The 22,950-nt window shown below is 73.0% G+C and carries 23 protein-coding genes; 20 read left to right on the top strand and 3 right to left on the bottom strand.

The features are described from left to right. Nucleotides 1-42: 42 nt before the first annotated feature. The 3 genes from ACFWJ4_RS24210 to ACFWJ4_RS24200 all read right to left on the bottom strand — a co-directional run bounded on the left by ACFWJ4_RS24210 (nt 43) and on the right by ACFWJ4_RS24200 (nt 2,278). Entirely contained in the window at nt 43-822 is a 780-nt protein-coding gene (locus tag ACFWJ4_RS24210) for a VOC family protein (RefSeq protein ID WP_380546897.1), read from the bottom strand. Between the two features lie 175 nt (nt 823-997). Further along, complete coding sequence (locus tag ACFWJ4_RS24205; RefSeq protein ID WP_380546895.1) at nt 998-1,642, bottom strand: TIGR03085 family metal-binding protein; 645 nt, start codon at nt 1,640-1,642, stop codon at nt 998-1,000. Nucleotides 1,643-1,651: 9 nt separating this feature from the next. Then, nucleotides 1,652-2,278 carry a TetR/AcrR family transcriptional regulator gene (locus tag ACFWJ4_RS24200; protein WP_380546893.1) on the bottom strand — a complete coding sequence of 209 codons (627 nt, stop codon included), beginning with the start codon at nt 2,276-2,278 and terminating at the stop codon, nt 1,652-1,654. Between the two features lie 111 nt (nt 2,279-2,389). Between ACFWJ4_RS24200 and ACFWJ4_RS24195 the strand changes: the two genes are divergently transcribed. From ACFWJ4_RS24195 to ACFWJ4_RS24100, 20 genes are all read left to right on the top strand, one after another. Beyond that, nucleotides 2,390-3,055: a hypothetical protein gene (locus ACFWJ4_RS24195; RefSeq protein WP_380546891.1), complete on the top strand. Its 666-nt coding sequence runs from the start codon at nt 2,390-2,392 to the stop codon at nt 3,053-3,055. A 202-nt stretch (nt 3,056-3,257) separates the two neighbouring features. Further along, entirely contained in the window at nt 3,258-3,872 is a 615-nt protein-coding gene (locus ACFWJ4_RS24190; RefSeq protein ID WP_380546889.1) for a GNAT family N-acetyltransferase, read from the top strand. Between the two features lie 141 nt (nt 3,873-4,013). Then, nucleotides 4,014-4,583 (top strand): hypothetical protein, encoded by a 570-nt coding sequence (locus ACFWJ4_RS24185; protein ID WP_380546887.1) that lies wholly within the window; start codon nt 4,014-4,016, stop codon nt 4,581-4,583. Nucleotides 4,584-4,663: 80 nt separating this feature from the next. Beyond that, the gene (gene hisI, locus ACFWJ4_RS24180; protein WP_359910212.1) at nt 4,664-5,035 is read left to right on the top strand and encodes a phosphoribosyl-AMP cyclohydrolase; all 372 of its coding nucleotides are present in this window, start codon (nt 4,664-4,666) and stop codon (nt 5,033-5,035) included. A gap of 38 nt (nt 5,036-5,073) precedes the next feature. Further along, nucleotides 5,074-6,597: an anthranilate synthase component I gene (locus ACFWJ4_RS24175; RefSeq protein ID WP_380546885.1), complete on the top strand. Its 1,524-nt coding sequence runs from the start codon at nt 5,074-5,076 to the stop codon at nt 6,595-6,597. A 20-nt stretch (nt 6,598-6,617) separates the two neighbouring features. Continuing rightward, nucleotides 6,618-7,151, top strand: a complete 534-nt coding sequence (locus tag ACFWJ4_RS24170) for a Uma2 family endonuclease (protein WP_380546883.1) — start codon at nt 6,618-6,620, stop codon at nt 7,149-7,151. Between the two features lie 106 nt (nt 7,152-7,257). Continuing rightward, the gene (locus ACFWJ4_RS24165) at nt 7,258-7,842 is read left to right on the top strand and encodes a TIGR02234 family membrane protein (protein ID WP_380546881.1); all 585 of its coding nucleotides are present in this window, start codon (nt 7,258-7,260) and stop codon (nt 7,840-7,842) included. Nucleotides 7,843-7,978: 136 nt separating this feature from the next. After that, nucleotides 7,979-8,242, top strand: coding sequence for an HGxxPAAW family protein (locus tag ACFWJ4_RS24160; RefSeq protein WP_380546879.1), 264 nt, complete (start codon nt 7,979-7,981; stop codon nt 8,240-8,242). A 102-nt stretch (nt 8,243-8,344) separates the two neighbouring features. Next, nucleotides 8,345-8,785, top strand: a complete 441-nt coding sequence (locus ACFWJ4_RS24155) for a DUF2752 domain-containing protein (RefSeq protein WP_359910197.1) — start codon at nt 8,345-8,347, stop codon at nt 8,783-8,785. A 330-nt stretch (nt 8,786-9,115) separates the two neighbouring features. Then, nucleotides 9,116-9,922, top strand: coding sequence for an indole-3-glycerol phosphate synthase TrpC (gene trpC / locus ACFWJ4_RS24150; protein WP_359910194.1), 807 nt, complete (start codon nt 9,116-9,118; stop codon nt 9,920-9,922). A 10-nt stretch (nt 9,923-9,932) separates the two neighbouring features. After that, a complete protein-coding gene (gene trpM / locus ACFWJ4_RS24145) occupies nt 9,933-10,082 on the top strand; it encodes a tryptophan biosynthesis modulator TrpM (RefSeq protein WP_188296911.1) in 150 nt (49 codons plus the stop codon). Between the two features lie 68 nt (nt 10,083-10,150). Continuing rightward, nucleotides 10,151-11,413 (top strand): tryptophan synthase subunit beta, encoded by a 1,263-nt coding sequence (gene trpB / locus ACFWJ4_RS24140; protein ID WP_380546877.1) that lies wholly within the window; start codon nt 10,151-10,153, stop codon nt 11,411-11,413. A gap of 2 nt (nt 11,414-11,415) precedes the next feature. After that, nucleotides 11,416-12,240, top strand: coding sequence for a tryptophan synthase subunit alpha (trpA, locus tag ACFWJ4_RS24135; protein ID WP_380546875.1), 825 nt, complete (start codon nt 11,416-11,418; stop codon nt 12,238-12,240). 229 nt (nt 12,241-12,469) lie between these two features. Further along, a complete protein-coding gene (locus tag ACFWJ4_RS24130) occupies nt 12,470-12,673 on the top strand; it encodes a hypothetical protein (protein ID WP_359910185.1) in 204 nt (67 codons plus the stop codon). Between the two features lie 128 nt (nt 12,674-12,801). Beyond that, nucleotides 12,802-13,311: a MauE/DoxX family redox-associated membrane protein gene (locus ACFWJ4_RS24125; protein ID WP_359910182.1), complete on the top strand. Its 510-nt coding sequence runs from the start codon at nt 12,802-12,804 to the stop codon at nt 13,309-13,311. A 79-nt stretch (nt 13,312-13,390) separates the two neighbouring features. Further along, the gene (locus ACFWJ4_RS24120; protein ID WP_380546874.1) at nt 13,391-14,254 is read left to right on the top strand and encodes a DsbA family protein; all 864 of its coding nucleotides are present in this window, start codon (nt 13,391-13,393) and stop codon (nt 14,252-14,254) included. Between the two features lie 119 nt (nt 14,255-14,373). Beyond that, nucleotides 14,374-15,402: a prolipoprotein diacylglyceryl transferase gene (gene lgt / locus ACFWJ4_RS24115; RefSeq protein WP_380546872.1), complete on the top strand. Its 1,029-nt coding sequence runs from the start codon at nt 14,374-14,376 to the stop codon at nt 15,400-15,402. A 162-nt stretch (nt 15,403-15,564) separates the two neighbouring features. Next, entirely contained in the window at nt 15,565-16,287 is a 723-nt protein-coding gene (locus ACFWJ4_RS24110; protein WP_380546909.1) for a VIT1/CCC1 transporter family protein, read from the top strand. A 417-nt stretch (nt 16,288-16,704) separates the two neighbouring features. Further along, entirely contained in the window at nt 16,705-21,306 is a 4,602-nt protein-coding gene (gltB, locus tag ACFWJ4_RS24105; protein WP_380546907.1) for a glutamate synthase large subunit, read from the top strand. Continuing rightward, nucleotides 21,299-22,759: a glutamate synthase subunit beta gene (locus ACFWJ4_RS24100; RefSeq protein ID WP_380546870.1), complete on the top strand. Its 1,461-nt coding sequence runs from the start codon at nt 21,299-21,301 to the stop codon at nt 22,757-22,759. The genes gltB and ACFWJ4_RS24100 overlap by 8 nt, the downstream gene beginning before the upstream one ends. The last annotated feature ends 191 nt before the right edge of the window (nt 22,760-22,950 follow it).

Here is a 22,950-nt window from a genome sequence, read left to right as displayed (position 1 = left end):
TGGGGCCCGGGGGAGCCGCACCGGGGGCCCCTCGCCGCACCCTCAGGACTCCTGGGGCTCGCCCTTGATCAGCGCGAAGGGGGCGCCGTTCGGGTCCGCCAGCCAGGCCAGCCGGCCGACGTTCTCCACGTCCGCGGCCGGCATCAGCACCGAGCCGCCGGCCGCCGTCGCCCTGGCGATCACCGCGTCCACGTCCTCGGCGGCGAAGTACGGCGTCCAGGCGGAGGGCTGCTCCGGGGACATCGTCGGGGCGATGCCGCCGAAGCTGGTGTCCCGCTGGTCGCCCTCGGCGGTGGAGAGCACCCGGTAGGTCATGCCCGGCGACGGCTCGAAGTTCTCCACCCGCCAGCCGAACAGCTGCCGGTAGAAGGCGAAGGCGCCGTCCTGGTCGGAGGTGTGCAGTTCGGCCCAGACCAGGGCGCCCTCCTCCGACACGGCGTCCAGGCCCTTGGTGTTGCCGGACTGCCAGACGGCGAACCGGGCGCCCTGTGGGTCCGCGAACTGTGCCAGTCGGCCCTCCTGCATCACGTCCATCGGCTCGACCAGGACCTTGCCGCCGGCCTGCCGGACGGCATTGGCGGTGGCGTCCGCGTCGGAGCTGCGGAAGTACGTCGTCCAGGTGGACGGGTCACCCTCGTTGAGCGAGCCGATCGCGCCGACGGTCTTCCCGTTCAGCTGGACGAAGCCGTAGCCACCGGTGTCGGGGATCTCCAGGAAGGTCCAGCCGAAGACCGTGCTGTAGAACGCGGCCGTGGCGGGGATGTCCGGGCTGCCCAGGTCGATCCAGCAGGGCGAGCCGATGGGGAAGTCGGTGGTGAGCATGGCGGTGTGCCCTTCGACGGATGGGACGGCCGGGCGGCCCGGGGCGGACCCCGGCCACCTGCGAGTCTGCACCCGGGCACTGACATCCGCAGCCGGGGGAGCCGCCCCACCCCCCGGCCGAGCGGCGTCCGGCGCCGCGGTCCCCGGTGGCCCGGCGGAGGTGTGGTCCCGCGGTCTACCTCGGGGGCAGGGGAAGGACGTGACGCAGGGCCTCGACGGCGTCGGAGGCACCGTCGACGGCGAGGGAGGTCAGGGCCCCGCGGCCGTAGGTGAAGAGCACCAGCTCGCCGGGTTCGCCGGTGACGCGGACGGTGGCGGCTCCGGCCGGGCCGACGGTGAGGGAACGGCCGTCCGGGTGGGTGAGTGCCAGGCGGACGGGGGAGCGGCGGCCCGCCTCCAGGCGGGCGATGAGCGGGAGGCGGCGCCAGAGGGCCTCTGCGCGCCCGGGCGGCACGGGCTGAGCGGTCCAGTCCTCGGCCGCCCGTACGACGTCCTCGGCGTGGACGAAGTACTCCACGGTGTTCGCCGCCTCGTCCGCGCCGGGCAGGGCGAACGGGGAGTAGACCGGAGGCCCGGCCCGGAACAGCCGCACCAGTTCCTCGTACGGCCGCTCGGCGTACCCGTCCTGCACCCGCCGCGTCCACCCGGCCAGCGCCCCGACCCGGATGCCGGCCGCCGCGTCGGGCCGGCGCTCCCGGACCACCAGGTGGGCGGCGAGGTCCCGGGTGGTCCACCCGGCGCAGAGCGTGGGCGCGTCCGGCCCGGCGGCGGTGAGGAGTTGGGCGAGCCGGTGGCGTTCGGCGAGGGCGTGGTTCGACATGCCGTCAGCCTAGGGGAGCGTCGCGATGCCGGCGCAGAGCAGGCGGACGCTTCGCGCGAACTTCTCGTCCTGGCTGTGGCGGGGTGTGGACGGGTCCATGAGGAGGGGGAACCGTTCGCGCAGTTCGGTGTAGAGCTCGGCGGTGACGGGTGGGGGTGTCGCGGGCTGGTTCTGTTCCTGGAGGACGAAGCCGGTGACGTGGCTGAGCAGGGTGTCGGCGGCGATGCGGCAGTGGTCGGCGGGCAGGCCGGCGTCGAGGAGGGTGCGCAGGAGGCGTTCCATCAGGGAGAGGGCGCCGGTGCTCAGCATGCCGGGGCTCTCGGCGAGGAGTTGGGCGCCACCCGGGTGCTGCTTGATGCTCAGGCGCAGGGCGGTGGCCTGGGCCTGTGTGCGGTCCTGCCAGGTGGCGGTGGGCGGGAGGGCGGTGAGGGCCCGGGTGCCCGCGTCGTAGGCCCGGCGGCAGACCCGGTCGGCCATCAGGGCGAGCAGTTCGTCCTTGCCGCGTACGTGGTAGTAGAGGCTACCCGCGTGGGCGTCGAGCCGGTCGGCGACCTGGCGCATGGACAGGTTCTGGTAGCCGACCTCGGCGAAGACGGCCATGCCCGCGTCGACGATGCGGTCCTTGGTGAGCTTCATGCCCCTCACCGTACAGCGTTTTCCAACACCGTTCGAAAGCTGTGCTAGCTTTGCCCCATCAAGTTTTCGAACGGTGTTGGAAAACGCCGGAGTCAGGGGGAGGAGCCGGACATGGGGGCGATCGTCTTCAACGTGACCACGGCCGCACTGATGGTCATGATGGTCAACTGCGGGCTCGGCGTGGTGGGCCGCGACACCCTGCGCGGACGCCCGCTCCTGTGGGCGGCGATCGCCCTGACCGCGGTCGCCGTCGCGGGCGTGCTGCTCCAACTCCTCTGGTCCGGCGCGATGGACGCGCTGGACGCGGACCCCGCCAAGTCCGGCTGGTGGCGCGAGCTCACCTCGGTGTTCATGCAGAACGGCGGCCTGTTCGGCGGCCTGTGGAACCTCGTCACCCTCGCCGCCGTCGCCGCGCTCGCCCAGTGGTACTGGGGCGGTCCGCTCACCCTCGGCTTCTTCCTCGCCGGCATCCTGCTGCCCGGCCGCATCGACACCCTGCTCGGCCTCGGCGGCGGCCCCAGCACCGACCCGCGCAACTTCGCCGGCAGCTCCGGCGCCACCTACTTCCTCGGCGCCACCCTCGCCCTCGCCCTCCTCACCCGCACCCGCCTCCCCAAGGAGATCGCCCTGGCCGCCGGCGTCCCCGCGCTGGGCCTCGCCATGTGGCTCGCCCAGGAGAACGGCCACGGGCTGGTGTCCGTGTACGGTTTCGCCCTCGCGGCGGCCGTCTGGGCGCTCCGCCGCCTGCCCCGCCCGGCCCCCGGCCGGACGGCCTGACCCCGCGACCCGGCGGCAGCGCCCTCGACACGGAGCGACGGCGGCCCCGCCCGGTTCGGTCGGGGCCGCCGTCCGCGCTGGTGGACGGACGGCGGGCAGACGTGGAGCAGGTGGGAACAGGGCGCGGTCGAGGCGGTCCGCCCCTTGTCAGACGTTCCGGTCGAGGAATATCGGGGCTACCCGATGGATAGGCTCCCGGGCCATGACCCCAGCCCATCTGGCCGGCCCCCGCCTGGCGCTGCGTGAGATCGAACCCGAGGACACCGACGCCCTCCGGGCGATCTACGGAGACCCCGAGGCCACCCGGCACCTCAGCTTCGAACCCCGGACCCGCGAGCAGGTCGAGGCGATCACCACCCGCTCCATCGACTCCGCGCACGCCACTCCGCGCACCGAGTACTGCCTCGCCGTCACCCGGCGCGGCGAGCACCCGTTGATCGGCTACGCGCGACTGGCCACCGAGCCCCAGCAGGCCGCGACCATCGGCTTCGCCCTCCACCCGGCCGAGTGGGGCAAGGGCCTCGGCACGGAGACCGTCCACCTGCTGTGCGACCTCGGCTTCAACGGCCTCGGCCTGCACCGCATCTGGGCCGCCCGCTCCCCGTTCAACGAGGCGTCGGCCCGGACCCTGCTCCGGGCCGGCATGACCGAGGACGGCCGGATCCGCGACCACGTCTTCGTCCACGGCGCCTGGCGCGACTCCATCACCTACTCGATCCTGGAACACGAGTGGACGCCGATCGACGGCCTCGACGCGGCGAGCGTCTCCCGCAGCCCGGATGCGGCGTCCGGCGGCGAGACCGTGCGGCGACGGTGAAGCCGGGCGCGGCTTTGAGTTTTTACATTTCCTTCGGCTTTTCCGAGGTCCTGCGTGTCGCCCCAGGGTTCGGGCGCCCGGAGGGGGTGAGTTCGGCGAACTGCCTGCCGGGGAGGGGACGGGTGGGCCATCCTCGTGGCCATGACCTCCGAGCAGTCGCCGTCCGCAGGCGGGCCCCGCCCGTCCCGCGGCCTGGTCCTCACCGTCGTCGCCGTGCTGGTCGTCCTGCTCGCGGTGGTGGCCACCGCGGTGCTGTGGCCGGACGACAAGAAGCCGGCCGCCGCGCCGCCGCCGCCCACGCCGACTCCCACGGCCACCCGGACGCCGACACCCACCCCTACGCCCACGCCGCAGCCGCCGTACGCGTTCTTCCCGGTCGGGGCCTGCTTCGACCACCCGCAGCTGAGCCCGGTGATCACCAAGCCGGAGGAGCGCCCCTGCGCCGGCGACCACGACGGCGAGGTGATCGCCGACCTCAAGCTCGCGGACGGCATCACCGGCGACATTCCGCTCGCGCTCGCCATGCGGGACGGCTGCAAGGAGGCCGAGGCCGCCGCCAAGGCCCGGCAGGGCGACGGGAAGACCTACTACGGCCGCCAGTTCGGCCCGGCGACCGCCAACTACCAGCAGGGCTGGCGCGACTACACCTGCACCCTGACCACGAGCAACAAGCAGGGCGGCCCCAAGCTCACCGGGCAGTTGCACCCGTAACGGTCCCGTTGCCGGCGGCGCTCCGGCGCAGGGAGCGCCGCCCCGCAGGGCAGCCGGGGCGGGCTGACACAATGGTGCTCATGTCCACCACACCCGCCGCCCCCGGCAGCACCGCCCTCGCACCCGAGATCGCCGCGCGGCTCAAGCGCTCCGAGGACGGGCTGGTCCCGGCCATCGCCCAGCAGTACGACACCGGCGAGGTGCTGATGCTCGGCTGGATGGACGACGAGGCGCTGCACCGCACCCTCACCACGGGCCGCTGCACCTACTGGAGCCGCAGCCGCCGTGAGTACTGGGTGAAGGGCGACACCTCGGGCCACGTCCAGGCGGTCAAGTCGGTGGCCCTGGACTGCGACGGCGACACCCTGCTGGTGAAGGTCGACCAGACCGGTGCGGCCTGCCACACCGGCGACCGCACCTGCTTCGACGCCGACGTGCTCCCGCTGTCCTGACCCCACCCCGTCCACAACTCCAGAAGGTGCCGCCCGTCATGGATCTCGAAGCCTTCCGCAAGCTCGCCGTCGACACCCGGGTCATCCCGGTCACCCGCAGGCTCCTCGCGGACGGCCTCACCCCGATCGGCCTCTACCGCAGCCTCGCCGAGGAGCGCCCCGGCACCTTCCTGCTGGAGTCCGCCGAGCAGGGCCGCAGCTGGTCGCGCTACTCCTTCGTGGGGGTGCGCAGCGCCGCCGCGCTCACCGTCGGCCCGGACGGCGGGGCGCGCTGGCTCGGCAGCCCGCCGGTCGGCATCCCCACCGCCGGCGACCCGCTGGAGGTGCTGCGCGCCACCCTGCAGGCCCTGCACACCCCGCGCCGCCAGGACGACGGCCTGCCGCCGCTCACCGGCGGCCTGGTCGGCTACCTCGGCTACGACATCGTCCGCCGGCTGGAGAAGCTGCCCGACCTCAACCCGGACGACCTGGGCCTGCCCGAGCTGACCATGCTGCTCGCCACCGACCTCGCGGTGCTCGACCACGTCGACGGCACGGTGCTGCTGATCGCCAACGCCGTCAACCACAACGACCTGGCCAGCGGCGTGGACGAGGCCTGGGCGGACGCGGTGGCCCGGCTGGACGCGATGGAGGCCGAGCTGTTCAAGCCGGTCGACCCGGGCCTGGCCACCTTCACCCCGGCCGGCCCCGGCGAGGTGCACTCGCCGTTCGGCGGCGAGCCGTACCGGGCCGCGGTGGAGGAGATCAAGGAGCGGATCCGGGCCGGCGAGGCCTTCCAGGTGGTGCCCTCGCAGCGCTTCGAGGCACCCTGCCCGGCCTCCGCGCTGGACGTCTACCGCGTGCTGCGCACCACCAACCCCAGCCCGTACATGTACCTGTTCCGCTTCCCCGGCCCGGACGGCGGGACCGAGGGCGGCTTCGACGTGGTCGGCTCCAGCCCGGAGGCGCTGGTCAAGGTCGGCGACGGCGAGGCGATGCTGCACCCGATCGCCGGCACCCGGCACCGCGGCGCCACCCCGCACGAGGACGCGGAGCTGGCCGCCGAGCTGCTCGCCGACCCCAAGGAGCGGGCCGAGCACCTGATGCTGGTGGACCTCGGCCGCAACGACCTCGGCCGGGTCTGCGAGCCGGGCAGCGTCGAGGTGGTCGACTTCATGCACATCGAGCGCTACAGCCACGTGATGCACATCGTCTCGACGGTGACCGGCAAGGTCGCCCCGGGGCGCACCGCCTTCGACGTGCTGACCGCCTGCTTCCCGGCCGGCACCCTCTCCGGCGCGCCCAAGCCCCGGGCGATGCGGATCATCGAGGAGCTGGAGCCCACCCGCCGCGGCCTGTACGGCGGCTGCGTCGGCTACCTGGACTTCGCCGGGGACTCGGACACCGCGATCGCGATCCGCACCGCCGTGCTGCGCGGTGGCACCGCGTACGTGCAGGCCGGCGCGGGCGTGGTCGCCGACTCCGACCCGCACGGCGAGGACACCGAGTGCCGGAACAAGGCGGCCGCCGTGCTGCGGGCCGTCGCCACCGCCAATACGCTGCGGAGGCCGGAACTGTCCTGAGGTGCGAGGAGGCGGCCGGAATGCCCGAGGTGCCGTACGACGAGCTGCGCTGGGCGGTCGTGCTCGGCGCCGCCGGACAGCTCGGCGAGCAGCCGGCGGGCCACGGCCGGGTGCTCTCCGGGGTGGCGGTCGACTTCCCGGGGGCACCCGGCGCACCCGCACCCGCTCCGGGATCCGGTTCCGCACCCGCTCCGGGGTCGGGTTCCGTGCCCGAACCCGGCACGGTGCTCGCCCCGGACCTGGCCGTGCTCGCCCGGGACGCGGTGCGGGGCGGGCGGGGCCGGTTCGCCGCGGCCGGGGTCGAGGCGGTGCTGGAGGTGGCCCGGCCCGGCCTGGCGGAGGCGGCGAGGGCGTACGCGCGCAGCGGCGTGCCGCTGTACGTGGTGGTCGATCCGGTGGCGGCGGTCTGCACCGTGCACACCGCGCCGTCCCCCGAGGGGGTGTACCGGGAGGCGGAGCGGGTGCCGTTCGGCAACGACCTGTTCCTGCCGCTCGGCGGCCGGACGGTGGTGCTGCGGACGGACGACTTCCCCACGCCGTCCGCGACGCCGTGACCCACCCCGTTCCCGCCCCGTTCCCCGGCCCGTTCCCCGCCCCGTTCCCCGCCCCGTTCCCCACCCCGGGTACGGACCAGGGCGTCGGCCGGGGGATAGTGGACGGGTGACTGAGCAGACCCCCGCCCCCGCCAAGCCCGGCCGCCGCACCCTCGGCGTGATGCTGCTGCTGACCGTGCTGAGCGCCGTGCTGGTGCTGACCGCGGTCGGGCGGACCTGGGCCGAGGGCCGGGCCGGCACCCTGGACGTGTCCGTCAGTGGCGGAAAGATCTCCGAACTGCCCGGCGGGCTGGCCCTGGTGGGCCTCGCCGCGGCCGTCGCGGTGTTCGCGGTGCGCGGCGTCGGACGGCTGGCGGTCGGTGCGCTGACGCTGCTGGCCGGGCTGGGCGTGGCCGCCGCCTCGGTGGCCGGGGCGGGCGACAGTGCCGCGCTGGACACCGAGGCCGCCCGCAAGCTGGCGCTGACCGGCTCGGCGGCCACCGAGGTCTCGCACACCGCCTGGCCCTGGGTCGCGCTGGTCGGCGGGCTGCTGCTCGTCCTGGCCGGACTGCTCACCCTGCGCTACGGCCGGGGCTGGCCCGCGATGGGCAGCCGCTACGAGGCGCCGACCCGCAAGGCCCCGGCGAGGACCGACACGCCGGGGGACCTGTGGAAGGCCCTGGACCGGGGCGAGGACCCGACCGCGGTGTGAGCTGCGCGCATGTGACGCGATAGACCCGCCACCCGCTTTGGGCCACCGGTGTGTGGCCCGGCACAATGGAACCCGTCAACCCGCCGGCGGCCCCGCAGGCCCGGCCGGGCCCCGAGAGCCAAGGAGCACCACTCAGATGGCAGCAGCAGCACACGGCCACACCCCCGCCGCCTGGACCGGCGTCGTCATCTCCTTCGTCGGCTTCGGCGTCGCGGGCGTCGCGATGATCCTGCCGTCGGTGCTGCTCGTCTGGGTCGGCCTGGCGGTCGTCCTGGCCGGCGGCGTGGTCGGCAAGGCCATGTCCATCGCGGGCATGGGCCAGCAGGCCAGCACCAACGTCTACAAGTCGGCCGAGGAGCAGGTCGCGGCCCGCGAGGCCCGCGCCGCCGTCGCCGCCTGACGACGGGTTCGTCGCACCACACGTTTGTCGTACATCGGAACGGCGGGCGCGCCACGCCCGCCGTTTCGTCGTGTCCGGGCCCGACCCGGGCAGAATCGGGGCGTGACCTCCGCCCCCACCGCCTCCGCCCCGCCGCCCGTGCTGCGCCGGCTGAGCCCGCCGCTGACCGCGCTGGCGGCGGTGGCCGTCCCCACCGCCTACGTCGCCGTGGTGGACCCGAACACCCCCGGGCACTACCCCGACTGCCCGTTCCTGACCGCCACCGGCTGGTGGTGCCCCGGCTGCGGGGGGCTGCGCTGCGTCCACGCGCTGACCCATGGGGACCTCACCGGCGCCCTGCACGACAACGCCGTCGCCGTCCTGCTGTTCGGGGTGCTGGCGGTGCTCTGGCTGCGCTGGGGCTGGGCCGCGCTGACCGGTGGGCCGCCGCCCAGGACCACCGTCGGGGCCCGGCGCTGGGTGCTGATCGCGCTGCTGGTGCTGGTGTTCACCGTGGTGCGGAACTCGCCGGTCGGCGCCGGGCTGGCACCGCCGCTGGTGTGATCGAGCCCGTCGGGCCGTTCTGCCGGGCCGGGCCGTGAACCGCCCGTTCCCGGCCCGTCAACCGCCGTTCCCGGCCATCGGCCCCCGCTTCCCGGCCACCGGTCGGCTCCGGCCGGAAGAGCGTCCTAAACCGGTGCGAAGTCCGTCCGAAAACCGGTGTGGGGCCGGTGAAGCCGCAGCTGGGGACCGCCGTTGCGGGCGCCCGGTCCGCGAGACGTGGTTCGAACCGATGCGCCCCCCGCCCCCGGGTGCCGATACCATCGAAGTGCCGGTGGGCCGTCGCCCGCCGACTCGCGCCGACCAACTGGCAGAAAAGATGGGGGCTCCTGAGTGAGTGTGCTCGACTCGATCATCGAAGGGGTCCGCGAGGACCTCGCCGAGCGACAGGCCCGGGTCTCCCTGGACGAGCTCAAGGAGCTCGCCGCCAGGGCACCGGAGGCCAAGGACGGCGTCGCCGCCCTCAGGGGCGACGGGGTCCGGGTGATCTGCGAGGTGAAGCGCTCCAGCCCGTCCAAGGGCGCCCTGGCCTCGATCGCCGATCCGGCCGCCCTGGCGGTCGACTACGCGGCCGGCGGTGCGGCCGCGATCAGCGTGCTGACCGAGCAGCGCCGCTTCGGCGGGTCGCTGGCCGACCTGGACGCCGTCCGCGCCGCGGTGGAGACCCCGCTGCTGCGCAAGGACTTCATCGTCACCGCCTACCAGCTGTGGGAGGCCCGTGCGCACGGCGCCGACCTCGCGCTGCTGATCGTCGCGGCCCTCGACCAGCCGGCCCTGGTGTCGCTGATCGAGCGCGCCGAGTCGATCGGCCTCACCCCGCTGGTCGAGGTGCACGACGAGGAGGAGATCAAGCGCGCGGTGGACGCCGGCGCCCGGATCATCGGCGTCAACGCCCGCAACCTCAAGACGCTCGAAGTGGACCGCAACACCTTCGAGAACGTCGCCCACGCCATCCCGGACGGTATCGTCAAGATCGCCGAGTCCGGCGTGCGCGGCCCGCTGGACGTGATCAACTACGCCAACCTCGGCGCCGACGCGGTACTCGTCGGCGAAACCCTGGTGACCGGCAAGGACCCGCGTGCCGCGGTCGCCGACCTGGTCGCCGCCGGGGCCCACCCCGCCGTCCGGCACAAGGACTGACACCCATCCCATGAAGATCGCCGCCCGACTCGCCCCCGGTTGCCGCCCGCGCGGCTGCCGCGCACCCGCACGCCGGGTGCTGGGGCGTCGGGTGCGGTACGTCATCGGGTGCGAGCCCGGGCAGGTGCCGGGGCGGCGATGGCGCGTGACGTCCGGCTGAATCCGGTCCGGCCGACCTCCGGCCGGGAAGACGTCATCGTCGTCCATCTCCGTTCAAGGGAAACCACCATGTCCGAAAAAGACTACCTGCCCGGCGCCCAGGTGCCGGACGCGCGCGGCTACTTCGGCGCGTACGGCGGCCGCTTCATCCCCGAGGCGCTGGTCGCCGCGGTCGAGCAGGTTGCCGAGGAGTACGAGAAGGCCAAGGCCGACCCGGCCTTCGCCGCCGAGCTCGACGCGCTGCTCAAGGACTACACCGGGCGCCCGAGCCCGCTGACCGACGTGCACCGCTTCTCCGCCGAGGCGGGCGGCGCGCGTGTCCTGCTCAAGCGCGAGGACCTCAACCACACCGGCTCGCACAAGATCAACAACGTGCTGGGCCAGGCGCTGCTCACCAGGCGGATGGGCAAGACCCGGATCATCGCCGAGACCGGCGCCGGCCAGCACGGCGTGGCCACCGCGACCGCCTGCGCCCTGTTCGGCTTCGACTGCACCATCTACATGGGCGAGGTCGACACCGAGCGCCAGGCGCTCAACGTCGCCCGGATGCGGATGCTCGGCGCCGAGGTGGTGGCCGTCAAGTCCGGCAGCCGCACGCTCAAGGACGCCATCAACGAGGCGTTCCGGGACTGGGTCGCCAACGTCGACTCCACCCACTACCTGTTCGGCACAGTCGCCGGGCCGCACCCGTTCCCGATGATGGTCCGGGACTTCCACCGGATCATCGGCGTCGAGGCGCGGCAGCAGGTGCTCGACCGGACCGGCCGGCTGCCGGACGCGGTCGTGGCCTGCGTCGGCGGCGGCTCCAACGCGATGGGGATCTTCCACGAGTTCATCCCGGACGCCGGGGTGCGCCTGATCGGTTGCGAGGCGGCGGGCGAGGGCGCCGAGACGCCCCGGCACGCGGCCACCCTCACCAAGGGCGACCCGGGGGTGCTGCACGGCTCCCGGACGTACGTCCTCCAGGACGAGGACGGGCAGACCGTCGAGTCGCACTCGATCTCGGCGGGGCTGGACTACCCGGGCGTCGGGCCGGAGCACGCCTGGCTGAAGGACACCGGGCGGGCGGAGTACCGGCCGGTCACGGACGACGCCGCGATGCAGGCGCTGCGGCTGCTGTCCCGCACCGAGGGGATCATCCCGGCCATCGAGAGCGCCCACGCGCTCGCCGGGGCGCTGGAGCTGGGGCGCGAGCTCGGGCCGGAGGCGACCATCCTGGTCTCGCTTTCGGGGCGCGGGGACAAGGACATGCACACCGCGGCCGAGTACTTCGGCCTGTACGACGAGCAGGCCGGCGGCGCGGGCGACGGCGCCGCCGAGGGGGGTAAGTGATCATGACTTCCAAGCTGAGCGCCGGCAAGCTGAGCGGTGTCCTGGCGGCCGCCAAGGCCGAGGACCGGGCCGCGCTGATCGGGTACCTGCCGGCCGGGTTCCCGACCGTGGACGGCGGCATCCGGGCGGTCAACGCGCTCATCGAGGGCGGCTGCGACGTGGTCGAGATCGGGCTGCCGCACTCCGACCCGGTGCTGGACGGCGCGGTCATCCAGACCGCCGACGACATCGCCCTGCGGGGCGGCGTGCGGATCAAGGACGTGCTGCGGACCGTCCAGGAGGTCGCCTCGGCGCACCCCGAGGCCGCGGTGCTCGTGATGACGTACTGGAACCCGGTCGACCGCTACGGCGTGGCGCGGTTCGCGGCGGACCTGGCGGCCGCCGGCGGCGCCGGGTGCATCCTGCCGGACCTGCCGGTGGAGGAGTCCGAGGAGTGGCGCAAGGCGGCGGACGAGCACGGGCTGGACACCGTGTTCGTGGTCGCCCCCAGCAGCAAGGACGCGCGGCTGGCGGAGGTCACGGCGGCCGGGAGCGGGTTCGTGTACGCGGCCGCGGTGATGGGCGTGACCGGGACGCGGTCGGCCGTCGGGTCGATGGCCGAGGACCTGGTCGCCCGGACCCGGGCGACGACGGACCTGCCGGTCTGCGTCGGGCTCGGGGTGTCGGACGCGGTGCAGGCGGCCGAGGTCGCCCGGTTCGCGGACGGCGTGATCGTCGGGTCGGCGTTCGTGAAGCGGATCCTGGCCGCGGGCGAGGACGAGGCGGCGGCGCTGGACGCGGTGCGGGCCCTCGCCGGAGAGCTGGCGCAGGGCGTCCGCAGGAGCTGACGCGGTAGGAACATCCGGCCGACGGCCCTCCACTCCTCGGGGAGTGGAGGGCCGTCGGCTTTTCGCGGGGCGTGGGCACGGGCGCGCGGCTCCACCCCGCGCTCCGGCCGGGCTGCGGACCCGAACGGGTGAACAAGGGGTGGGGACACGCATCAGCCGGGGTTGACGGACGTTGAGTGGAGGGAGGAGTGCACGAACGGTTGCGGTGACGAGCGGAAGGGGTGAGCCGGTGCGGGGTCTCCAGCGGGCCGTTCTGCTGCGGGCGGCGGCAGCCGTGCTGGCGCTCGGCGCCGCGGTCGGGGTGCACGTGGAAGTGGGGCACGCGCTGGCCAGGCGCGGGGCCGAGCGCGCGGAGCGGGAGGCGGTGGCGTGCGCGGAGGCGGCCCGGCATCCCGATCTGTTCGAAGCGGGGTGGCCGGCAGGGTGCCGCTGACGAGCAGGTGTTCGGTCCATTCGGACAGAACGTCACCCGTCCGGCTTCATTCCCGAATGCGGAAGAACCACCCTTCATTCCTTGCGGTTCATCAGGGAGTGAACGAGTTTCCCGAGGGGGGTTCCCTGATGACCGCGCAGCCCGGCGGCTCCGCGCCCACGCCGCGGGCGCCGAGACCGGTGCCGGCCTGGAGCGAGTGGCTCGGCACGGTCGTGCGGCTCGGCCTCGCGGTGGTCTGGGGATGGGCCGGGCTGGCGAAGGTCTCCGACCCGGCGGAGGCCGCCCAGGCCGTCCGGGCCTACGAGATCCTGCCCGAGGGCCTGGTCAAGCCGATCGGCTACGGCCTGCCGTTCCTGGAGCTGGCCCTGGCCGTGCTGCTGGTGGTGGGCCTCGGCGTCCGGCTGGTGGCCGGGGTCTCCGCGGTGCTGCTGCTGGTCTTCATCGCCGGGATCGCCTCCGCCTGGGCGCGCGGCATCTCGATCGACTGCGGCTGCTTCGGCGGCGGCGGGCACGTCGACGAGTCCCGGACCGAGTACCTCCAGGAGATCCTGCGCGACACCGGGTTCCTGCTGCTGGCCGGGTGGCTGCTGTGGCGGCCCCGCACCCGGCTGTCGGTGGACGCCTGGCTGGCGAACTGACCCCCCGCCCCCCGCACCGGCGAGCTGACCCCCACACCCCTGCACCCGACGAAGGCCCCCGACCGTGGATGTCAAGGCAATGAGCGAGAAGAACCGAGAAGGCAAGCGCACCGCCCGCGAGCGGATGCTGGAACAGCGGGCGGCCGAGGAGGTCTCCTCCCGGCGCAAGAAGAAGCTGATCGTGGGCGGTTCCGTGCTCGCGGTGATCGCCGCCGCGGTGGTCGTCGGCGTCGTGGTGCAGAACCAGCGCTCCAAGCCGGAGACGCCGACCGCCGTCCCGGCCGGGACGATCGGCGACAAGAACCTGGTCATCCCGGTCGGCGCGGGCAACGCGCCCTCCGTCCTCACGGTCTACGAGGACCCGCGCTGCCCCGCCTGCGGCACCTTCGAGCGCGAGTTCTCGTCCACCATCGACCAGCTGGAGGACGCCGGGAAGATCTACACGAACTACCACATCGTGTCGTTCATCGACCGGGCCGTGGGGGGCAAGGGCTCCAAGACCGCCGCCAACGCCCTGGGCTGCGCCCAGGACGCCGGGCACTTCCGGGACTTCCACGACGTGCTGTACCGCAACCAGCCGGACGAGACCAACGACGCCTTCGGCGACAAGGCCGTGCTGCTCAGCCTGGCCAAGCAGGTCAACGGCCTGGACACGCCCGAGTTCCAGTCCTGCGTCAACGACAACAAGTTCGGCGGGTGGGTGTCCGCGGTGCAGCAGGACTTCGACAAGTCCAGCTTCAAGTCCACCCCGACGGTGCTGCTCAACGGCCAGCCGATCTACCCGAAGAACGGCAGCGAGGAGATCACCCCGGCCAACCTGGTGGCCTGGGTGGAAGCCGCGAACCAGGGCAAGCAGCCGGGTACGGCGGGTTCGCACGGGCAGACCCCGGCGCCGACCAGCACCGCCTCGGAGGCCAACAACCCGTCGCCGACGGCCGGCTGAGCCCGCTCCGCCGCGCCGCTCCCTCCCCGTCCGGAGGGGGCGGCGCCGCCCGTTGTTCGGTTTCTGTGACCACAAGGCGCCCCGAACGGGCCGTCGGACCCTGTAGCGTCGGAACTGCCATGGATATCGCCTACATTCCCAGCCCGTCGCGGGGCGTCCTGTACCTGGGACCGATCCCGCTGCGCGCCTACGCCTTCTGCATCATCCTCGGTGTCGTCGTTGCCGTCTGGCTCGGCAGCAAGCGCTGGGTCGCCCGGGGCGGTGCCAAGCACACCGTCGGCGACATCGCCGTGTGGGCCGTGCCGTTCGGCCTGGTCGGCGGCCGCCTCTACCACGTGATCACCGACGGTGGCCGGCTGTACTTCGCCGAGGGGAAGAACCCCTGGGACGCCCTCAAGATCTGGGAGGGCGGCCTCGGCATCTGGGGCGCCGTCGCGCTGGGCGCGGTCGGCGCCTGGATCGGTGCCCGCCGCCGGGGCGTGCCGCTGCCCGCGTACGCCGACGCCATCGCACCGGGCATCGCGCTCGCGCAGGCGCTGGGCCGCTGGGGCAACTACTTCAACCAGGAGCTGTACGGCCGGTCGACCACCCTGCCGTGGGGCCTGGAGATCGACAAGACGCTGGCCAACGGCGAGGTCGTGAAGGGCGTCTACCACCCGACCTTCCTGTACGAGTCGCTGTGGTGCGTCGGCGTCGCGGTGCTGGTGATCTGGGCGGACCGCCGGTTCACGCTGGGCCACGGCCGGGCGTTCGCGCTGTACGTGGCCGCGTACACGGTGGGCCGGTTCTGGACCGAGTGGCTGCGGATCGACGAGGCGCACGTCTACTTCGGCCTGCGGCTGAACGACTGGGTGTCCATCGGGGTGTTCGTCGCCGCGGTGGCGTACTTCGTGATCGTGGGCAGGACGCGGCCCGGGCGGGAGGACCCGGCGAGCATCGATCCGGCCGCGCACCTGGCGGCGGAGGACGCCGGGTCCGGCGAGAAGAGCGACACGAGCGAGAAGAGCGGGAAGAAGGCCGACGGGAAGGCCCCGGAGAAGGCCGACGGGAAGCCGGTGCTGCGCGGGCCGGCCGGGCCCGCGGCCGACGGGGCGGCCGACGGGGCGGCCGCCGAGACGGTCGGCGAGGACGTCAAGAACCCCATCTGACCTGGGGCCTTCCCCGGCCGAGGCCACCCTTCGCGAGGTTTGCGAAGGGTGGCCTCAGTGGTGTTCGGACAGCCTTACTTTGCTGGAAATGCCCAGGTCAGGCGGGCTACGTTCAGGGCTGACGAACCACGACGGAGGGGAACGACGATGAGCACGATCACCATGGAGGCCGACGCCGGACACCAGCCCCGGATACCCGCGGCCGACCACCACCGGGACGTCAACGGGGGCTGGCTGCGGCCGGCCGTGTTCGGCGCGGTGGACGGGCTGGTGTCCAACTTCGCGCTGATGACCGGCGTGGTCGGCGGCGCGGCGTCCAACGGGACGGTGATCCTGACCGGGCTGGCGGGCCTGGCGGCCGGCGCCTGCTCGATGGCGGCGGGGGAGTACACCTCGGTGGCCTCGCAGCGGGAGCTGGTGCAGGCCGAGATCGAGGTCGAGCGGCTGGAGCTGAGCCGCAATCCGCAGGGGGAGCTGGCCGAGCTGGCCCAGCTGTACGTCTCGCGCGGGGTGGACCCGGAGCTGGCGCACGAGGTGGCCCGGCAGCTGTCCGCCGACCCGGAGCTGGCCCTGGAGGTGCACGCCCGCGAGGAGCTGGGCGTCGACCCGACCGACCTGCCCTCGCCGCTGGTGGCGGCCGGCTCGTCGTTCCTGTGCTTCGCGCTCGGCGCGCTGCTGCCGCTGCTGCCGTACCTGCTGGGGGCGACCGCGCTGCTGCCCGCGATGCTGCTGGCCGGGGCCGGGTTGTTCCTGTGCGGCGCGGTGGTGGCCCGGGTGACGGCGCGCAGCTGGTGGTTCAGCGGGCTGCGGCAGCTGGTGCTGGGCGGTGCGGCGGCCGGGGTGACCTACCTGCTCGGGTGGCTGATCGGCGGCCATGTGGGCTGACCGGAGTCGTGCATGACTATGCTGAGCAGTGCGTGACGTTTCACACATGGGCGCCCGGCGACGCCTGGCACTGTCTCACCATTCGGGCCCCCGAGCCGCGGATTCGCATCCGCGGACGGGCTCCCGGGATGGAATCGCAGGCATTCATGATCGGCTTCTGTGGCGATCCGGTTTCGCCCCTGTTTCGGGCGGTGGACGGTTGGGCACAATCGTCGGGACGTGCACTGTGGCGCGTCCTCCCACACACCCCCTGACCTGCGGGTCGTCCCGCCATGTGGACGGGATATTCCGCTTCTCGGGATCATGGGCATCATGTAACTTGCACGACACCGCACCATCGCATCAGGGCCAACGTCGTCCCTACTTGCACCAACTTGCCGAAAGACGACGACGGGAGAGCCGATGCTGTCTGCATCCATGCACTCCGCCAACGAGCCCCAGGCCGGCGCCGCCCGCCAGCCGTACACGCTCGTGCCGGATGCGCGACCTGCTGCTCAGGGCCTGTACGACCCGCGGAACGAGCACGACGCCTGTGGCGTCGGTTTCGTCGCCACGCTGACCGGCATCGCCGACCACACCATCGTCGAGCAGGCGCTGAACGTCCTGCGCAACCTGGAGCACCGCGGCGCCACCGGCGCCGACCCCGACTCCGGCGACGGCGCGGGCATCCTGACCCAGATCCCCGACGCCTTCCTGCGCGGGAAGGTCTCCTTCGAGCTCCCGGCGGCCGGCTCCTACGCCGTCGGCATCGCCTTCCTGCCGGAGGACGACGAGCAGGACGCCGCGGCCGTCGCCCGGATCGAGGGCATCGCCGCCGAGGAGGGCCTGACCGTCCTCGGCTGGCGCGACGTCCCGGTCACCCCCGACCTGCTCGGCGCCGCCGCCCGCAGCGTGATGCCGCGCTTCCGGCAGGTCTTCCTGGCAGGCGCCGACCGGGCCGGCATCGAGCTGGACCGGATCGCCTTCGTGGTCCGCAAGCGGGCCGAGCGCGAGGCCGGGGTGTACTTCCCGTCGCTGTCCGCGCGCACCATCGTCTACAAGGGCATGCTGACCACCGGCCAGCTGGAGCCCTTCTTCCCCGACCTGTCGGACCGCAGCTACGCGTCCGCGATCGGCCTGGTGCACTCGCGGTTCTCCACCAACACCTTCCCGAGCTGGCCGCTCGCCCACCCGTACCGCTTCGTCGCCCACAACGGCGAGATCAACACGGTCAAGGGCAACCGCAACTGGATGCACGCCCGGGAGTCGCAGCTCGCCACCGACCTCATCCCCGCCAACAGCAACGGGCGGGGCCTGGAGCGGATCTTCCCGATCTGCACACCGGAGCACTCCGACTCGGCCTCCTTCGACGAGGTCCTGGAGCTGCTCCACCTCGGCGGCCGCTCGCTGCCGCACTCGGTGCTGATGATGATCCCGGAGGCGTGGGAGAACCACGCCACCATGAGCCCCGCCCGCCGCGCCTTCTACCAGTACCACTCCAACCTGATGGAGCCCTGGGACGGCCCGGCCTGCGTCACCTTCACCGACGGCAACCAGATCGGCGCCGTGCTCGACCGCAACGGCCTGCGCCCGGCCCGGTACTGGATCACCGAGGACGGCCTGGTCGTCCTCTCCTCCGAGGTCGGCGTGCTCGACATCGACCAGGAGAAGGTCACCAGGAAGGGCCGCCTCCAGCCCGGCCGGATGTTCCTGGTGGACACCGCCGAGGGCCGGATCGTCCCGGACGAGGAGGTCAAGTCCGCCCTCGCCGCCGAGCACCCCTACGAGGAGTGGGTCGACGGCGGGCAGATCCAGCTCGCCAAGCTGCCCGAGCGCGAGCACATCGCCCACACCCACGCCTCCGTCACCCGCCGCCAGCAGACCTTCGGCTACACCGAGGAGGAGCTGCGGGTCGTCCTCGCGCCGATGGCCCGCACCGGCGCCGAGGCGCTCGGCTCGATGGGCACCGACTCGCCGATCGCCGCACTGAGCGAGAAGCCCCGCCTGCTGTTCGACTACTTCGTGCAGCTCTTCGCGCAGGTCACCAACCCGCCGCTGGACGCCATCCGCGAGGAGCTCGTCACCTCGCTGCTGTCCAACCTCGGCCCCGAGGGCAACCTGCTGGCCGCCGAGGCCGCCGCCTGCCGCTCGGTCGGCATCACCTTCCCGGTGATCGACAACGACGAGCTGGCCAAGCTCGTCCACATCAACGCCGACGGCGACCAGCCCGGCCTCAAGGCCGTCACGCTCTCCGGCCTCTACAAGGTCGCCACCGGCGGCCAGGGCCTGGCCTCCCGGCTCGCCGAGATCGCCGCCGAGGCCGACGCGGCGATCGCCGACGGCGCCCGGATCATCGTGCTCTCCGACCGGCACTCCGACGCCGAGCACGCGCCGATCCCCTCGCTGCTGCTCACCTCGGCCGTCCACCACCACCTGATCCGCACCAAGCAGCGCACCCAGGTGTCGCTGCTGGTCGAGGCGGGCGACGTCCGCGAGGTGCACCACGTCGCCCTGCTGATCGGCTACGGCGCCGGGGCGGTCAACCCGTACCTGGCGATGGAGACGGTCGAGGACCTGGTCGCCCAGGGCGTGTTCATCGCGGGCGTCGAGCCCGAGAAGGCCATCCGGAACCTGATCAAGGCGCTCGGCAAGGGCGTGCTCAAGGTCATGTCCAAGATGGGCATCTCGACCGTGGCCTCCTACCGCGGCGCCCAGGTCTTCGAGGCCATCGGCCTCTCCCACGACCTGGTCGACGGCTACTTCGCCGGCACCACCACCAAGCTCGGCGGCATCGGCCTGGAGGAGATCGCCCGCGAGACGGCCGCCCGGCACGCCAAGGCGTACCCGGCCTCCGGCATCCCGGCCGCGCACCGCGCCCTGGAGATCGGCGGCGAGTACCAGTGGCGCCGCGAGGGCGAGCCGCACCTGTTCGACCCGGACACCGTCTTCCGGCTCCAGCACGCCACCCGCAACCGCCGCTACGACATCTTCAAGCAGTACACGGACCGGGTGAACGAGCAGTCCGAGCGGCTCATGACGCTGCGCGGCCTGTTCCAGCTGGACGGCCTCGGCCGGGAGCCGATCCCGGTCGAGGAGGTCGAGCCGGTCTCCGAGATCGTCAAGCGCTTCTCCACCGGCGCCATGTCGTACGGCTCGATCTCGCGCGAGGCGCACGAGACCCTGGCCATCGCGATGAACCGCCTCGGCGGCAAGTCCAACACCGGCGAGGGCGGCGAGGACCCGGACCGGCTGTACGACCCGGAGCGCCGCTCGGCGATCAAGCAGGTCGCCTCCGGCCGGTTCGGCGTCACCTCCGAGTACCTGGTCAACGCCGACGACATCCAGATCAAGATGGCCCAGGGGGCCAAGCCCGGTGAGGGCGGCCAGCTGCCCGGCCACAAGGTGTACCCCTGGGTCGCCAGGACCCGGCACTCCACCCCGGGCGTCGGCCTGATCTCGCCGCCGCCGCACCACGACATCTACTCGATCGAGGACCTGGCGCAGCTGATCCACGACCTCAAGAACGCCAACCCGGCGGCCCGCATCCACGTGAAGCTGGTCTCCGAGGTCGGCGTCGGGACGGTCGCCGCGGGCGTGTCCAAGGCGCACGCGGACGTCGTGCTGGTGTCCGGGCACGACGGCGGGACGGGCGCCTCGCCGCTCACCTCGCTGAAGCACGCCGGCGGGCCCTGGGAGCTCGGACTCGCCGAGACCCAGCAGACGCTGCTGCTCAACGGGCTGCGCGAGCGCATCGTCGTCCAGACCGACGGCCAGCTGAAGACCGGCCGCGACGTGGTGATCGCCGCGCTGCTCGGCGCCGAGGAGTTCGGCTTCGCGACCGCCCCGCTGGTGGTCTCCGGCTGCATCATGATGCGCGTCTGCCACCTGGACACCTGCCCGGTCGGCGTCGCCACCCAGAACCCGGTGCTGCGCGAGCGGTTCTCCGGCAAGCCCGAATTCGTGGTCAACTTCTTCGAGTTCATCGCCGAGGAGGTCCGGGAGATCCTGGCCTCGCTGGGCCTGCGCTCGATCGAGGAGGCCGTCGGCCACGCCGAGCACATCGACACCCGGGCCGCGATCGACCACTGGAAGGCCGCCGGGCTGGACCTCGCCCCGCTGTTCCACGTGCCCGCGCTGCCCGAAGGGGCCGCCCGGCACCGCACCACCACCCAGGACCACGCGCTCGACAAGGCCCTGGACAACCAGCTGATCACGCTCGCCGAGGACGCGCTGGAACGCGGCGACGCCGTCCGCATCCAGCTGCCGATCCGCAACGTCAACCGCACCGTCGGCACCATGCTCGGCCACGAGGTGACCAAGCGGTACCGCGGCGAGGGCCTGCCGGAGGGGACCATCGACGTCACCTTCACCGGCTCCGCCGGGCAGTCCTTCGGCGCGTTCCTGCCGCGCGGCGTGACCCTGCGCCTGGAGGGCGACGCCAACGACTACGTCGGCAAGGGCCTCTCGGGCGGCGTGGTCGTCGTCCGCCCGGCCCGCGAGGCGGCGGCCATCGGCAACGACGCCCAGAACCACGTCATCGCCGGCAACACCATCGGCTACGGCGCCACATCGGGCCGCGTCCACCTGCGCGGCAAGGCCGGCGAGCGCTTCGCCGTCCGCAACTCCGGGGCCACCCTGGTGGTCGAGGGCGTGGGCGACCACGGCCTGGAGTACATGACCGGCGGCCGGGTCGTCGTCCTCGGCGAGACCGGACGCAACCTCGCGGCGGGCATGTCCGGCGGCATCGCGTACGTCCTGGACCTGCGCCCCGCCAACGTCAACGACGGCATGGTGGGCATCGAGGCCCCCACCGCCGCCGACCGCGACTGGCTGCGCGACACCGTGCAGCAGCACTACGAGGAGACCGGCTCCACCGTCGCCGCCGAACTCCTGGCGGACTGGGGCAGCGGGGTCTCCCGCTTCTCCAAGATCATGCCGACCGACTACAAGGCAGTGCTCGCCGCCAAGGACGCCGCTGAGCGCGATGGCCTCTCCGAGGCCGAGACCACCGCGAAGATGATGGAGGCGGCTAATGGCTGACCCCAAGGGCTTCCTGACCACGCCCAAGCAGCTGGCCGAGCGCCGCCCGGTCGACGTCCGCCTCAAGGACTGGAACGAGGTCTACGTCGAGCGCAGCCTCCTGCCGATCATCACCGAGCAGGCCGGCCGCTGCATGGACTGCGGCATCCCGTTCTGCCACAACGGCTGCCCGCTCGGGAACCTCATCCCCGAGTGGAACGACCTGGCCTACCGGGACGACTTCGTCGGCGCGATCGAGCGGCTGCACGCCACCAACAACTTCCCGGAGTTCACCGGCCGGCTCTGCCCGGCTCCGTGCGAGTCCGCGTGCGTCCTCGGCATCAACCAGGACGCGGTGACCATCAAGAACGTCGAGGTCACCATCATCGACAAGGCCTGGGACCGGGGCGGGGTCACCCCGCAGGTGCCCGAGCGGCTCTCCGGCAAGACCGTCGCCGTGGTGGGCTCCGGCCCGGCCGGCCTCGCCGCCGCCCAGCAGCTCACCCGGGCCGGGCACACCGTCGTGGTGTACGAGCGGGCCGACCGGATCGGCGGACTGCTGCGCTACGGCATCCCCGAGTTCAAGATGGAGAAGCGCCACATCAACCGCCGCATCGAGCAGATGCGGGCGGAGGGCACCCGGTTCCGCACCGGCGTGCACGTCGGCGAGGACATCACCGGCCAGCAGCTGCGCGAGCGCTTCGACGCCGTGGTCGTCGCGGCCGGCGCCACCACCGCCCGCGACCTGCCGGTGCCCGGACGCGAGCTCAAGGGCATCCACCAGGCCATGGAGTACCTGCCGCTGGCCAACAAGGTGCAGGAGGGCGACTTCGTCGAGTCCCCGATCAGCGCCAAGGGCAAGCACGTGGTCGTGATCGGCGGCGGCGACACCGGCGCGGACTGCGTCGGCACCGCGCACCGGCAGGGGGCGGCCTCCGTCACCCAGCTGGAGATCATGCCGCGGCCCGGCGAGGAGCGGCCCGGGCACCAGCCGTGGCCGACCATGCCGATGACCTACAAGGTCACCTCCGCGCACGAGGAGGGCGGCGAGCGGATCTACTCCGTCAACACCACCCGCTTCACCGGCGACGAGGACGGCAACGTCCAGGAACTGCACCTCGTCGAGGTGGAGTTCAAGGACGGCCGGTTCGAGCCGGTGCCCGGCACCGAGCGGGCCGTCCCGGCCCAGCTGGTCACCCTGGCCATGGGCTTCACCGGGACGGACGTGCGGAACGGGCTGGTCGAGCAGCTGGGAGCGGACCTCGACGCGCGCGGTAACATTGCCCGCGATGGCCGGTTCGCCACCAATGTCGATGGCGTGTACGTCTGCGGAGACGCCGGCCGTGGCCAGTCGCTGATCGTCTGGGCCATCGCGGAAGGCCGTTCGGCCGCCGCCGCGGTGGACCGGTACCTGGGCGGCAAGACCCCGCTTCCCGCCCCGATCCGGCCCACGGACCGCCCCCTGGTGGTCTGACGGACGGACGGTCCGACCGGCCTCCACCGAACGCCCGGCGCCGCATCGCCGGGAGCTCAACCCGCTGCCCCCGCCAGCGTCGCCGGGCCAACGCGGTCTCCTGGCGCCTGCCCTCTTCCCCGACCAGTTGGAGGGCGGGCGCCGTCGCGTTCCCCGACGGCCGTCCGGCGCCGGGAGCAGCGGCTCGGGGC

The sequence above is a fragment of the Kitasatospora sp. NPDC127067 genome (genome assembly GCF_042724755.1).
In the GTDB taxonomy this organism is placed as follows: Bacteria; Actinomycetota; Actinomycetes; order Streptomycetales; family Streptomycetaceae; genus Kitasatospora; species Kitasatospora lactacystinica.
Note: the sequence above shows the minus strand (reverse complement) of the source record. Positions and strands in the feature narration are given on the sequence as shown.